This window comes from Shewanella sp. CAL98-MNA-CIBAN-0140, assembly GCF_040309905.1.
GTDB lineage: Bacteria > Pseudomonadota > Gammaproteobacteria > Enterobacterales > Shewanellaceae > Shewanella > Shewanella psychromarinicola.
Genome location: NZ_JBEOPI010000007.1, coordinates 1 through 14,250, shown reverse-complemented (window position 1 = coordinate 14,250; position 14,250 = coordinate 1). Strand labels below are relative to the sequence as shown.

Genomic DNA, 14,250 nt, shown 5'->3' with positions numbered 1-14,250 from the left:
ACATATCTAGGGCGATTAACAGCGCTATATAGGGTGGTAACTCTTGTGAAGGGGTAATGTTGCTTTGTTGACCAAGTAGTCCCAACGTGAAACACGTTAGAGGGAGTACAATGATGAGAGAGGATGTTATGGATAATAATTTACTGGGTATTACACATTCACCTGTAAGCCCCTCTGCAACAAATAGGCCTGTAGTTGCACTCAATAGACATGAAACCGGATTAGATGCTACATCTGATACATCTGATACAAGTGTTGCTGCGCCGTTAACGGTTGAAAAAAACACTTATGTGGCAGAAACCGACAAAGTGGCGCTGACCAAGACGCTAACTGAAACTGAACAATCCGTTGCGGATAAAGACCAACAATCCGAGGCTGAAGTATTGGCTGAAGTGGTTGAGCAGTTGTCTGAGGTGGTGACATTAATGAATAAAGGCCTCGCATTTTCGGTTGACGAAGATTCCGGCTCCGCGATTGTTAAAGTGATGGATATTGACACCGGTGACATTATACGCCAAATTCCCAGCGAAGAAGCTTTGGAGTTGGCGCAAAAATTGCAAGATGTAAAGGGCTTGTTGCTGAAAACTCAAGCCTAAATGATAGCTAATTCGCTTATTCGCTAATTAGCTTGAAAATTTGACTACGCTTTTTATGAGATAAATTGAGGTAAATATGGGGTTAACATCGGTTGGACTGGGATCGGGTCTTGACATTAACGGTATTGTATCCGCTTTAGTTACCTCAGAGCAGGCTCCTAAGGTGGCACGATTTGACTCCACAGAGGGTGCCATTACTGCTGAAATATCAGCCTTGGGCTCATTAAAAAGCGTGTTGTCGGAATTTCAAGATAGCTTAAGTTTTCTGTCCAAAACAGATTCATTCGATAGTCAGAGCGTGAAACTTTCACAAAGTACTTATTTAAGTGCCTCTGTGAGTAATGATGCTGTGTCAGGCAGCTATAATGTTGCCGTTGAGCAACTAGCCCAAAGTCAAAAAGTTGGCTCTTTAGCCGTAACTGATGTAACTGCGCCTTTAGATGAAGGCTCGTTAAACTTTGCCGTTGATGGTGAAAGCTTTGATATTGCGGTGACCACAGACGATACCCTGCAATCGCTGGTGACTAAAATAAATGCTGCTGACGACAATATTGGCGTGACCGCCACCATAGTGAACAGTGATGCCGGCGCCCAGTTAGTCCTCACCTCTAACAAAACCGGCACCGCTAATAATATGAGTGTCACCGCAACCGATACTGGCGCGGGCACAGTGCTTGCCGATACTTTTGCCATGACCGAACTACAACCCGCTAAAGATTCGATTATCTATATCGATGGCTTAAAACTCACCTCCAGTAGTAATACCGTTGATAATGCGATTGATGGGGTGACCCTTAATCTAAAAGATGCCGATATTGCTAAGTTAACCACATTGACGGTTGCCCAAAGCACCAGCTCAGTCAAAACAGGTATAAAAGCATTTGTTGAGTCATATAATGCCATGTCAAAAACTATTGCTGATTTGACCAGTTATAATGCCGCTACCGAGCAAGCGGCAGCTTTACAAGGAGACTCCTTGCCTCGCGGGATCCAAAGCCAGTTAAGAGGGGTGATTTCATCGGCATTTTCTACCTCTAATGGTAATTTGTCTCTGGCCTCCATCGGCATTACCACGACGCGCAGCGGCACTTTAGAAATTAATGATGATATTTTAACCGAAGCGTTGAAAAATAATGTTGCTGGCATTAAAGAAATGTTTACCACTGAAGATACCGGGGTGGCGGCAAAGTTAGACGGTTACCTTGATTCGTATGTTGGCACTGGATCTATTATTGATAGCCGTGATACCTCCCTTGATAATCGCTTAGATCGCTTGAGCGATCAGCGAGAAGCATTTGCCCGAAAAATGTCAGCATTTGAAGACCGCTTATTTAAACAGTATAACTATATGGATTTGATTGTCGGTCAATTGAGCACCCAAAGTGACAATTTACAATCGCGATTGGATTCTCTCCCTGGGCTTGTGAGACAAAATGATTAATCCAATGTTTAATCGAATGCTACCGGTTTAATCAATCTGTTTAAAAGAGAACAGCGAGTTGACAATTATATGACGACCACAGAACAACAAGTGTTAATTGATAATTTGGATGCCATTAGCGAACAATGTAAGACGGTATTGAACAGGCTAAAAAGCAAAAATGACCTAGAAGAGTTTGATGAGTTGGTATTAAATTTGCAAGAATTGGTTGTTAAGCGTCAAAATTTATTGAATGTTTTGATTGCCGACTATTCGTTTACGCAAAGAGATTATTTGGAACACCAATTAGAGCTGACATTGAGTCTTGAGGTGAAAGCAAAGTTAGTCATGAATAGTTTGCATTCTGAGATACATCTAGGAAAGAAAAACCAACGTCAACTTGATGTTTATAAAAGTATAGATTCAGATAGGTAGGTATTTATGAGAAGCTCGCTACGGTCATATCGAAAAGTTTCGCTAGAAAGCGAAATTGCGGTGGCTTCACCGCATCGCATTATACAAATGATGTTTGAAGGCGCATTGCAGCGTATTGCACAAGCTAAATATGCCATTCAACAGAAAAATCATGCGCAAAAAGGAGAAAATATCGGTAAAGCAATTAGTATTATTGCTGGACTGAGTGGTAGCTTAAACATGGATGCTGGCACCGAAATATCTGCTAATCTAGACTCACTTTATGAATATATGTTGAGACGATTATCTGAGGCCAATGTGGCTAATGATGTGGATATGCTCGAAGAGGTTTCTGCTTTACTCAGAACCATTAAAGAAGGCTGGGATGCCATTCCGCAAGACATGCATGAGTTAACCTCTGAAGCCAGTTAAAAATGGCTATAATGCTGTATCAAACTAAAAAGACGCTTAGCGTCTTTTTTTTTGCTGTGTGGGTAAAATGAACGCGTTAACGTTTAGTGGATTTGTGTTTATCATATTTGTTATTTTAACGTGGTCTAAACTTAATTTTGGCTAAAAAAGCATCGCTCTTAGCTGAAAATGCTATCTGTTGTAGATAAAAGGTCACTGATGCTTGCTTATGCTGAGCTGATAATACAATATTTATGACCGAGTTCGTTTTTCTTAACGGTATTTAACAGATTAACGATCCTGTTTTAGGAAAAATGCTAGAATAGCCCCAGTGTTGTAATTGTTGCCAGTATTTATGGCAACTTTATGGCAACAATGTACTTTGGTTTTTGTTGCTGTGTGCGACATAATCATCCCGAATAAATACCTATAACAAGAGCTTTTGGCCTTCTGAATGATGCAAATAGAACAAAGTATTTTAATTGTCGGTACCCCATCAGAGCGCGTGACTCGTTTGTGCTGCATTTTCGAATTTTTAGGCGAGCAGTGCGAAATTGTCTCTAATGAATCTTTTACAACCTTAATCGAGCAATCTCGCTATCGCGCCGTTGTTATTTTGACGGATGACATTGTCTCAGACAGGATCAAAAATATTGCCGCCATTGTGCCTTGGCAACCTATGTTGTTACTGGGTGATACCGATGCAAGTTTATCAAATCTGCTCGGGACTATCGAAGAACCGATAAATTATCCACAATTGACTGAGCTGCTGCATTTCTGTCAAGTGTTTGGCCAAGCAAAAAGACAACACACCTTAACCAGTGGTAATCAAACCAAGTTATTTCGCAGCCTGGTAGGCCGCAGTGAAGGCATTGCTAAAGTGCGCCATTTGATTAACCAAGTGTCAAGTTCTGATGCAACCGTCATCGTGCTGGGTCAATCGGGTACAGGTAAAGAAGTGGTGGCGCGTAATATCCATTATTTATCTGAACGACGTGATGGGCCGTTTATTCCGGTTAATTGTGGTGCTATCCCTGCTGAGTTACTTGAAAGCGAATTATTCGGCCATGAAAAGGGCTCTTTTACAGGTGCGATATCAGCCCGTAAAGGCCGTTTTGAATTAGCTGAAGGTGGCACGCTATTTCTAGATGAAGTAGGTGATATGCCACTGCAAATGCAAGTGAAATTATTACGGGTATTACAAGAGCGAGTTTTTGAACGTGTTGGTGGTAGCAAAACGATTGCCGCTGATGTTCGTATTATTGCGGCGACTCATCGTGACCTTGAAACCATGATTATAGACAACTCATTTCGTGAAGATTTATATTATCGACTCAATGTGTTCCCAATTGAGATGCCTGCACTAAGCGAGCGTCGTGATGATGTGCCCTTATTACTTCATGAGTTAGTCAGTCGAGTATTTAATGAGGGGCGTGGTAAGGTTCGTTTCACCCAACGAGCCATTGAATCGCTAAAAGAACATAATTGGTCTGGTAATGTGCGTGAATTATCGAACTTGATTGAGCGGTTAACGATTTTGTTTCCTGGCGGATTGGTCGATGTTAACGATTTACCGCATAAGTATCGTTATATTGATGTACCTGAATACTGTGTAGAAGTCAGTGAAGAGCAGTTAGAGCGGGATGCGTTAGCATCAATCTTCAGCGATGAAGAGCCTGTAGAAATACCTGAAACGCGGTTTCCGAGTGAATTGCCGCCTGAAGGGGTTAATTTAAAAGACTTACTGGCGGAATTAGAAATTGACATGATCCGTCAAGCACTTGAGCAGCAAGACAGTGTTGTAGCAAGAGCGGCTGAAATGTTGGGTATTCGTCGTACCACATTAGTTGAAAAAATGCGTAAATATGGTTTGAGCAAAGAATAACCATTAGCCGATTATTTCTTTGATTCGTCATTAGCAATTCAATCTAAAAACACATCCACAGATGTGTTTTTTGCTTCTAGAACCTAGCCCCTAGAACCTAGACCCTAGCAGGACGAAGTCCGACCTCAGGCGAGCCTGCGAGTTCCTAGCCCCTAGCAGGACGCAGTCCGTCCTAGAACCTAACACCTAGCACCCAGAACCTAACACCTAGCACCTAGAACCTAACACCTAACACCTAACACCTAACACCCAGAACTTCGCATTGGCACAGTAAATGCATTAAGCTAGTTAAATGTTATTCTTTTGACGGAGCGACCATGTATTCAGCACGAGCGTTAACACATACAGATAATCCAGATTTTGGATTGTCTGCGTCAGCTTCGTCTAGCATCACAACTGATGCAGAGATTCAATCGTCTGCTATTGGCGCTTATTCAGTGCTACAACGAAAAGCTAATGTGCTTCGTAAAGGCGTTGCCCATTCTAGCGCGGCTATTGCTACTCCTGTTATCAGCCCTTATTCTAGTAAGGCCGCTAATATGTCTAATCAAATGGCGCATATTCTTCAAGCCATGCCATCTGGCGTGGTGATCATTGATGGCGACGGCGTGGTAACGCTTGCTAATCCTGTTGCAACCGAACTTCTTGGGCGACCGCTCCAAGGTTCGCGTTGGTTTGATATTATCCATCGCGCGTTTGCCCCACAAGATGATGATGGCCATGAAGTGTCGCTTAAAAATGGTCGCAGGGTAAAATTAGCCATTACCCCATTAGCGCCAGAGCCGGGGCAGTTGATTGTATTAACCGATCTAACCGAAACCCGCTTATTGCAGAAAAACTTATCTCATTTACAACGTTTATCGGCGTTAGGCAAAATGGTGGCGACATTAGCACATCAGGTGCGCACCCCATTATCTGCGGCTTTGCTGTATGCCTCTAATCTTGGCAGTTCCAAATTATCAGACTCAGCACGAAGTAAGTTTCAATCTAAATTGGTTGACCGATTAAATGAGCTAGAGCGTCAAGTAAATGACATGTTACTCATGGCAAAGGGACGTCAAGAGGGAATGGCTGAATCGGTTACAATGGATGAGATTATTGGACAGGTTATGGCCAATTGCGAGCCTATTGCAGATAAAAAACACTGTCAGCTTGTGGCTGAAGACACCTCAAATTCATTGATGCTTGCCAATGCTAATGCACTCAGTTCAGCAGTGAACAATTTGGTGATGAATAGCATTGAAGCGGGCGCAACAAAAATAAAAGTCAGCGCCAGTGAAACCGCTGATGGACTATTACTCGATGTTATCGATAATGGCAAAGGGCTCGAACCGTCAATGCAACAACAAATACTTGAACCTTTTTTTACCACTAAAAGTCAAGGTACAGGATTGGGCTTAGCGGTTGTTCAGTCGGTAGTGCATAACCATGGCGGACAAATACAGTTGTCGTGTAAACCTGGAATGGGTTGTCATATTCGATTGAGCTTTCCGCACATTAGCAAAGCAAGTGATCAGGAGGTGATGCGTGGCTGAAGCCAATATTTTATTAGTTGAAGATGATGCTGATTTACGTGAGGCATTACTCGATACGCTAATGCTCGCCCATTATGACTGTGTTGATGTTGGCAGTGCTGAAGAGGCTATTTTGGCCTTAAAAGTAACCCATTTTGATATGGTGATTAGCGATGTGCAAATGGACGGTATTGGTGGCATGGGGTTGCTGGGTTATTTACAGCAGCACCAACCTAAACTGCCCGTCTTATTAATGACCGCTTATGCCACCATTAACAGTGCGGTTAGTGCAATGAAATTAGGCGCAGTGGATTACCTTGCTAAACCATTTGCGCCTGAAGTGTTGTTGAATCAAGTGTCCCGCTATTTACCCTTAAAGCAAAACCACGATAAGCCTGTGGTTGCCGATGAGAAAAGTTTAGCCTTGTTGTCGCTGGCTCAGCGTGTGGCAGTATCTGATGCATCGGTAATGATCATGGGGCCGAGTGGCTCAGGTAAAGAGGTGCTGGCGCGCTATATTCACCAACATAGCCAACGCCATGACCAGCCGTTTATTGCGATTAATTGCGCTGCAATACCCGAGAATATGTTAGAAGCGACCTTGTTTGGTTATGAAAAAGGCGCGTTCACTGGGGCTTATCAGGCATGCCCTGGTAAGTTTGAACAAGCCCAAGGCGGCACCATATTACTTGATGAAATATCTGAGATGGAGCTGGGGTTACAAGCTAAGTTATTGCGGGTGTTACAAGAGCGTGAGGTTGAGCGTTTAGGTGGCCGTAAAACTATTAAACTGAATGTTCGCGTACTGGCAACCTCAAACCGCGATCTTAAAGCGCTGGCCACCTCGGGTGAGTTTAGAGAAGATTTATATTACCGAATTAATGTATTCCCGTTAACGTGGCCTGCGCTGCATCAACGACCTGCCGATATTTTACCGCTGGCGCGGCATTTAATTATTAAACATGCTAAAGCACTTAATATGACCTCAGTGCCACAGCTGGATGACGGTGCTACTCGGCGTTTATTAACCCATCGCTGGCCGGGTAACGTGCGAGAGTTAGACAATGTTATTCAACGGGCACTGATATTGCGGGTTAATGATGATATTGGCGTTAATGATATTATTTTAGACTCTGGCGATGTGGCGTTAGTGGCACCAGAATATGTTGACACTGATAAGTCTGCCGAATTAGAAGGCTTAGGTGGCGAATTAAAAGCCCAAGAGCATGTGATTATTTTAGAAACCCTAAATCAATGTCAGGGTAGTCGGAAAATGGTCGCTGAAAAACTCGGGATCAGTGCTCGTACGTTACGTTATAAAATGGCAAAAATGCGCGATATGGGGATCCAATTACCTGCTTAGTGCCAATGCTTGTGCTAATTGATTATTTGTTCAAGCTTATTTAATTGATTGATTTTAAAGTTTTATTTTATAATTAAGACAAAAAGTGACCTATTTTATATGGTAAATAGGTTACTTTCGCCTGCCTATTGTTGCCTTTTGCCTGCCTATTTTCTAATTGTTTTATAATTGTTTTCTACCTATCGCCTACTAATTGTAATATTGGCATCTAAATTGCTATAAATCATTATCAGTTATTGTTGTCGTCAAAAAGCCGACGAAAGGGAGTTACATCGTGCAGATTAGCGCAAATCCATTAATGCAAGAAATGCAGTCACTTCGTGGCGAAATAGCCCCTTCTATTGGTTCATCAATTCGTCCTAATTTAACCCAGCAAGTCAATAACACTACCGGTGCTGATTTCAGCCAGTTGTTGTCTCAGGCGGTGGGTAGCGTCAATGAACTACAACAAGCATCGTCAAGTTTAGCCTCGCGTTTAGATATGGGTGACACCACGGTTAGCTTGTCTGATACGGTTATTGCGCGTGAAAAAGCTGGCGTTGCCTTTGAAGCAACGGTGCAGGTACGTAATAAACTTGTCGATGCTTATAAAGAAATCATGAATATGCCTGTTTAGTCGCAGATCAAATAAAATAACAACATCAGATATAGCAGGTAAGTATTGTGAGCACAGACTTAATGGTAGGTTCAAATTCAACCGCTGATACCGGCGTACGGCAAGAGAACCCGTCTGGGCTTCTTGGCGGCATTGGTGGCGCCGATATGATGCGCCAAGTGATCATGATCTTGGCATTAGCGATATGTCTTGCTATGGCTGTTTTTGTGATGATGTGGGCCCAAGAGCCTGAGTATCGTCCACTGGGTAAAATGGAAACAACTGAGATGATCCAAGTCTTGGATGTACTTGATAAAAATCAAATCGATTATCAAATAAATGTCGATGTGGTGAAAGTGCCTGAAGACAAATATCAAGATGTTAAGTTATTACTCAGCCGAGCAGGTGTTCAAAGTAACACCCAGGCTAATGATTACTTAAGCCAAGATAGCGGATTTGGTGTCAGCCAGCGCATGGAGCAAGCTCGCTTAAAACTCAGCCAAGAATTAAACTTGGCTCGGGCTATCGAAGAATTAAAAAGTATTAGTCGTGCCAAAGTTATTCTAGCGTTACCAAAACAAAACGTTTTTGCTCGTAATGCCTCTAAGCCAAGTGCAACCGTGGTGGTGAGCGTTCGTCGTGGTGGATTAGGCCAAGAAGAGATCGATGCGATTGTTGATATTGTTGGCTCTGCGGTGCAAGGACTGGTGCCTTCTCGCGTGACGGTGACGGACTCAAATGGTCGTTTACTTAATTCTGGTAGTCAAGATGGTACCTCTGCTCGAGCCCGTCGTGAACAAGATCTCGTGCAACAACAAGAAGCAGAATACCGTAAAAAAATTGAATCAATATTGATGCCTATTTTAGGACCTGAGAACTTTACTTCTCAAGTCGATGTCAACATGAACTTTACCGCAGTAGAGCAAACTGCAAAGCGCTATTCTCCTGACTTACCCGCTGTTCGCAGCGAAATGACCATTGAGCGAAACTCATCGGGTCAAAGCTCTGGCGGTATTCCTGGTGCGTTAAGCAATCAACCGCCGACGGAGTCCGATATTCCGCAAGTGGCGGGTGAGGCGACAAGCTCAACTGTGTCAGGTAATTTTTCAAAAGAAGCCACGCGTAATTATGAGTTAGACACCACGATTAGTCACACTCGTCAGCAAATTGGTGTGGTTCGCCGCGTCAGTGTGTCAGTTGCGATTAACTTTAAACCTGGGCAAACGGATGAAAATGGTCAGGTCACTCGCGTGCCGAGAACAGAACAAGAATTAACCAATATTCGCCGTCTTTTAGAAGGCGCGGTAGGCTTTAGCACCCAACGCGGTGATGTGCTTGAAGTGGTAACGGTTCCCTTTATGGATCAGTTAATTGAAGCGTTACCAGAACCGGATATGTGGGAGCAGCCTTGGTTTTGGCGTGCAATTAAGCTGGCTTTAGGTGCGATTGTTATTTTAGTGCTCATTCTGGCCGTGGTTCGACCTATGCTGAAAAAGCTAACCAATCCTAATGGGATTAAGATGCCCGATGATGTTCATCCTGGACATGAATTAGCTGAAATTGAAGATCAGTATGCAGCCGATACCTTAGGTATGCTTAATACTAAAGAGGCGGAATACAGTTATGCCGATGATGGGTCAATTCATATACCTAATCTGCATAAAGATGATGATATGATTAAAGCAATTAGAGCAATCGTGGCCAATGAGCCAGAGCTTTCCACGCAAGTAATTAAGAACTGGTTACAAGACAATGGCTAATGAAAAAAAAGAAAGCGTAGAAAAAGCAGAAAAAGCTACGGGATTTGACCTGGATTCGGTTACTGGTGTTGAGAAAACTGCCATTTTACTGCTCAGTTTGAATGAAGCGGATGCGGCGTCAATTTTAAAACACTTAGAACCTAAGCAGGTGCAAAAAGTGGGTATGGCGATGGCGGCGATGGATGAGTTTGGTCAAGATAAAGTCATTGGGGTTCACAAGTTATTCTTAGATGATATCCAAAAATTCTCGTCAATTGGCTTTAACAGCGAAGAATTCGTCCGTAAAGCGTTAACCGCGGCGTTAGGTGAAGATAAAGCGGGCAACTTGATTGAACAAATTATCATGGGCAGCGGGGCTAAAGGGCTTGATTCGTTAAAATGGATGGATGCCCGCCAAGTGGCGACGATTATCCAAAACGAACATCCGCAAATTCAAACCATTGTGTTGTCATATTTAGACCCAGATCAAGCCGCTGAGATTTTTAGCCAGTTTCCAGAAAATACCCGTTTAGATTTGATGATGCGTATTGCTAACCTTGAAGAGGTTCAGCCAGCGGCTTTGCAAGAGTTGAATGACATTATGGAAAAACAATTCGCGGGTCAAGGTGGAACGCAAGCAGCCAAAATGGGCGGCCTAAAAGCGGCTGCCAATATTATGAACTATCTCGATACGGGTGTTGAGAGCCAGATAATGGAAACCATGCGTGAGTCTGACGAAGAAATGGCGCAACAAATACAAGACATGATGTTTGTATTTGAGAACTTAATTGACGTTGATGACCGTGGCGTTCAGGCCCTGTTACGTGAAGTGCAGCAAGATATTCTGATGAAAGCACTTAAAGGTGCAGATGAAGGTTTGAAAGAGAAAATTCTGGGTAATATGTCTAAACGTGCAGCAGAATTACTTCGTGACGACTTAGAAGCCATGGGGCCAATCCGTATTAGTGAAGTAGAAGTGGCACAAAAAGAAATTCTGGCTATTGCTCGGCGCCTCAGTGACAGCGGTGAAATCATGTTAGGCGGAACTGGTGGCGACGAGTTCTTATAACTCAGTATCTATATCCAAGCCATTATCGAGAGCGCTGCTTCGCGACTGATAGGATCTAGGACGCAGTCCGCCCTAGGTCCTTGAACCTTGCATTTGAACAATGTTTTCAACAACATAAGTGATGAATTATGCCAGAATCAAAATCGCCTAAAAATACGCTCAATACGGATGATGAGCAAGCATTTAGGCATTGGCAATTACCTGATATGACTAAAGATAGTAGTTTAGAACCGTCAAACATGTTTGGTAAGTTTTCTGAGGCGCACACGCCTACTCCAGTTGCTGGTGCTGAGAAGTCTATGGCACCACCGACCATGGCGCAAATTGAAGACATTCGCGCAGCCGCGGAGCAAGAAGGGCTTGAGCAAGGCAAACAAGAAGGCCATCAACAAGGATTAGAGCAAGGGCGCTTAGAGGGACTGGAGCAAGGTCACCAACAAGGGTTCGCTCAAGGCGAGCAGCAAGGATTGGAGGCCGGGCAAGCAAAAATTAATCAACTTGTTGAGCAACTTAATCAAATTATTAACCAATTTGAGCGGCCACTCTCTATATTAGATAACGAAATTGAAGCTGAACTGTTGGCAATGACAATAAGCTTAGCCAAGTCGGTGATTGGCCATGAACTTAAAACGCATCCAGAACATATATTATTGGCATTACGTCAAGGTGTTGATGCGCTGCCACTGAAAGAACAACGGGTTAAATTGCGCTTGAATCAAGCCGATGCTGAAATCGTTAACCAATGTTACAGTGCGGAACAACTGGACAAAAATCAGTGGCAAATTGATATCGATCCGTCATTATCAAATGGTGACTGTATCATTGAAAGTGTGCGTTCATCTGTCGATTTACGCGTTGAGCAACGTATTAACCAAGTGTTTAGTGAATTAGACGCCCAGTCGAATCAGTTAGCTAAGAATGTGCAACAGCAAAAAGCAACTCATCCACAATATCAAACCACTTCAGTCGATAATTTGAGTGAACATCAACAACCCCCTGAGCTTACCGACACCATCGACAGTACAAACCGTGCTGATAATGACCAGAATAGCCAAAGTCATACTGTTGATACGGATGCTGAACCGGTGACTCAACACATTGATGCGCCGGATCCCATTGTGGATCCACAGACAAGTGCAACGCTCGACACAAGTGCACAAGCTGAAACTGTTCCAGCAGATAAAGCGGATGATACTGTCCCAACAGATAAAGCGGATGATACTCAGCAACAGACGAAAGACCTATCCCAAGGAAATACCGATGAGCACTCGTCAACATCGACTACTTAACAAATTTGCTGTGCATCATAAACACGTATTACCGCTGCGACCAGTGGCAAGCGGGCAGTTAGTTAGGGTTGTTGGTTTAACGCTCGAGGCGACCGGATGTCGTGCACCTATTGGTAGTTTATGCTCTATCGAAACCATGGTGGGTGATTTGGTGGCAGAGGTTATCGGGTTTGATGACACATTACTGTACTTAATGCCTATTGAAGAACTCAGAGGGGTGTTGCCCGGCGCGCGCGTTAAGCCGTTAGGTGAACAATCTGGATTAAATGTTGGCTTATCATTATTAGGCAGAGTGTTAGACGGTAGTGGCTTGCCATTAGACGGTTTAGGACCGCTTAATACTGATCAATATGCTTCACGTCATGGCCCTTATATTAACCCATTATCTCGACGAGCGATTACCGAACCTTTAGATGTCGGCGTTCGTGCAATCAATTCGATGTTAACGGTCGGTAAAGGCCAGCGTATGGGCTTGTTTGCCGGTTCTGGTGTGGGTAAAAGTGTGCTGCTTGGCATGATGACGCGGGGGTCTAAAGCCGACATTATTGTGGTGGGTTTAGTGGGCGAACGTGGTCGTGAAGTTAAAGAGTTTATTGAAGAAATTTTGGGTAAAGAAGGTCGTGCGCGCGCAGTTGTTGTGGCCGCACCGGCAGATACGTCTCCCTTAATGCGCTTACGGGCTTGTGAAACGTCCACTCGTATTGCTGAGTATTTTAGAGATTTAGGTTACGATGTTTTGTTGCTAATGGACAGTTTGACGCGTTATGCACAAGCACAACGCGAAGTGGCTCTTGCGGTAGGAGAGCCGCCAGCAACCAAAGGATATCCCCCTTCAGTATTCGCTAAGTTACCGCGTCTGGTTGAACGGGCGGGTAATGGCGGTGCTGGGCAAGGTTCTATTACGGCTTTTTACACGGTATTGACTGAAGGTGATGATCAACAAGATCCCATTGCTGATGCTTCTCGCGCTATTTTAGATGGCCACATTGTGTTATCTCGTCAACTTGCCGATTCGGGTCATTATCCTGCCATCGATGTGGAAGCATCGATTAGCCGCGTAGCACCTATGGTGATCAGTGATGAACACCTAGAAGCCATGCGCAGAGTTAAACAGATGTATTCTCTGTATCAACAGAATCGAGACCTTATTTCAATTGGCGCCTACTCTCAGGGCAGCGATCCTAGGATTGATAATGCGATCCGCTTACAACCTGCAATGAATGCCTTTTTGCGTCAGGGATTTAAAGAACCAGTGACGTTTGAAGAGAGTCGAGTCATGTTGACTCAAATAGCCGCGCAGTGTCAGGGATAACGTAAATGACTCGAACTGATCCACTATTGACGGTATTGAAGTTGGCCACTTCTGCCGAAGATCAAGCTGCTTTACAGCTTAAGTCGGCTCAATTTGAAAAGCAAAAACGCCAAGGTCAGCTGGATGCATTAAACAACTATCGCTTAGATTATATGAAACAGATGGAAGGACACACAGGAACCACATTACGCGCAAACCAATACCATCAATTCCATCAATTTATTCGTCAAGTAGATAATGCAATAACACAACAGGTTGGTGCGGTTCAAGATGCCGAAAAACAAGTTGGCTATCGTCAAGTTCATTGGCAAGAAACACAACAAAAACGTAAAGCGGTCGACATGTTATTAAAGCAAAAAGCCAAGAAGGCTATGGCAATAGAAGCTAAACTTGAACAAAAAAACTCAGATGAATTTGCGATGCAACAGTATTTTCGCCGAAAACTTAAATAACCCTTTGTCTTGCTAATGACCTTGCTAACAATCTTGTTAATGACCATTTATCGACTTGCTAATGACCTTGCTAATGACCTTGCTAATGACCTTGCTAATGACCTTGCTAATGATCTTGCTAACAATCTTGTTAATGACCATTTATCGACTTGCTAATGACCTTGCTAATGACCTTGCTAATGACCTTGCTA

General features: G+C 43.5%; 13 protein-coding genes. All 13 read left to right on the top strand.

The window, feature by feature from the left end; translation table 11 throughout:
• The first annotated feature begins 110 nt into the window (after positions 1 to 110).
• The 13 genes from AAEY93_RS05195 (at position 111) to fliJ (ending at position 14,059) form a co-directional block, all read left to right on the top strand.
• On the top strand, positions 111 to 596 hold the full coding sequence (locus tag AAEY93_RS05195) for a flagellar protein FlaG (RefSeq protein ID WP_351075282.1): 486 nt from the start codon (positions 111 to 113) through the stop codon (positions 594 to 596).
• Between the two features lie 76 nt (positions 597 to 672).
• The gene (gene fliD / locus AAEY93_RS05190) at positions 673 to 2,037 is read left to right on the top strand and encodes a flagellar filament capping protein FliD (protein ID WP_351075280.1); all 1,365 of its coding nucleotides are present in this window, start codon (positions 673 to 675) and stop codon (positions 2,035 to 2,037) included.
• 69 nt (positions 2,038 to 2,106) lie between these two features.
• The gene (locus tag AAEY93_RS05185; RefSeq protein ID WP_124011934.1) at positions 2,107 to 2,451 is read left to right on the top strand and encodes a flagella biosynthesis chaperone for FliD, FliT; all 345 of its coding nucleotides are present in this window, start codon (positions 2,107 to 2,109) and stop codon (positions 2,449 to 2,451) included.
• Positions 2,452 to 2,457: 6 nt separating this feature from the next.
• Positions 2,458 to 2,862, top strand: a complete 405-nt coding sequence (gene fliS, locus AAEY93_RS05180) for a flagellar export chaperone FliS (protein WP_351075278.1) — start codon at positions 2,458 to 2,460, stop codon at positions 2,860 to 2,862.
• 433 nt (positions 2,863 to 3,295) lie between these two features.
• Positions 3,296 to 4,726 (top strand): sigma-54 dependent transcriptional regulator, encoded by a 1,431-nt coding sequence (locus AAEY93_RS05175; RefSeq protein ID WP_351075276.1) that lies wholly within the window; start codon positions 3,296 to 3,298, stop codon positions 4,724 to 4,726.
• 317 nt (positions 4,727 to 5,043) lie between these two features.
• Positions 5,044 to 6,261: a sensor histidine kinase gene (locus AAEY93_RS05170; RefSeq protein WP_351075274.1), complete on the top strand. Its 1,218-nt coding sequence runs from the start codon at positions 5,044 to 5,046 to the stop codon at positions 6,259 to 6,261.
• Positions 6,254 to 7,603, top strand: a complete 1,350-nt coding sequence (locus AAEY93_RS05165; RefSeq protein WP_101032338.1) for a sigma-54-dependent transcriptional regulator — start codon at positions 6,254 to 6,256, stop codon at positions 7,601 to 7,603. Before AAEY93_RS05170 ends, AAEY93_RS05165 begins: the two co-directional genes overlap by 8 nt.
• A 274-nt stretch (positions 7,604 to 7,877) precedes the next feature.
• Positions 7,878 to 8,219, top strand: coding sequence for a flagellar hook-basal body complex protein FliE (gene fliE, locus AAEY93_RS05160; protein ID WP_101032337.1), 342 nt, complete (start codon positions 7,878 to 7,880; stop codon positions 8,217 to 8,219).
• A 62-nt stretch (positions 8,220 to 8,281) separates the two neighbouring features.
• The gene (gene fliF, locus AAEY93_RS05155) at positions 8,282 to 9,958 is read left to right on the top strand and encodes a flagellar basal-body MS-ring/collar protein FliF (protein WP_351075381.1); all 1,677 of its coding nucleotides are present in this window, start codon (positions 8,282 to 8,284) and stop codon (positions 9,956 to 9,958) included.
• Positions 9,951 to 11,006 carry a flagellar motor switch protein FliG gene (gene fliG / locus AAEY93_RS05150; protein ID WP_101032335.1) on the top strand — a complete coding sequence of 352 codons (1,056 nt, stop codon included), beginning with the start codon at positions 9,951 to 9,953 and terminating at the stop codon, positions 11,004 to 11,006. Before fliF ends, fliG begins: the two co-directional genes overlap by 8 nt.
• A 128-nt stretch (positions 11,007 to 11,134) precedes the next feature.
• Positions 11,135 to 12,295, top strand: coding sequence for a flagellar assembly protein FliH (gene fliH, locus AAEY93_RS05145; RefSeq protein ID WP_351075271.1), 1,161 nt, complete (start codon positions 11,135 to 11,137; stop codon positions 12,293 to 12,295).
• The gene (fliI, locus tag AAEY93_RS05140; RefSeq protein WP_101032333.1) at positions 12,267 to 13,607 is read left to right on the top strand and encodes a flagellar protein export ATPase FliI; all 1,341 of its coding nucleotides are present in this window, start codon (positions 12,267 to 12,269) and stop codon (positions 13,605 to 13,607) included. Before fliH ends, fliI begins: the two co-directional genes overlap by 29 nt.
• 5 nt (positions 13,608 to 13,612) lie before the next feature.
• Positions 13,613 to 14,059: a flagellar export protein FliJ gene (fliJ, locus tag AAEY93_RS05135; RefSeq protein ID WP_101032332.1), complete on the top strand. Its 447-nt coding sequence runs from the start codon at positions 13,613 to 13,615 to the stop codon at positions 14,057 to 14,059.
• Positions 14,060 to 14,250: the final 191 nt, after the last annotated feature.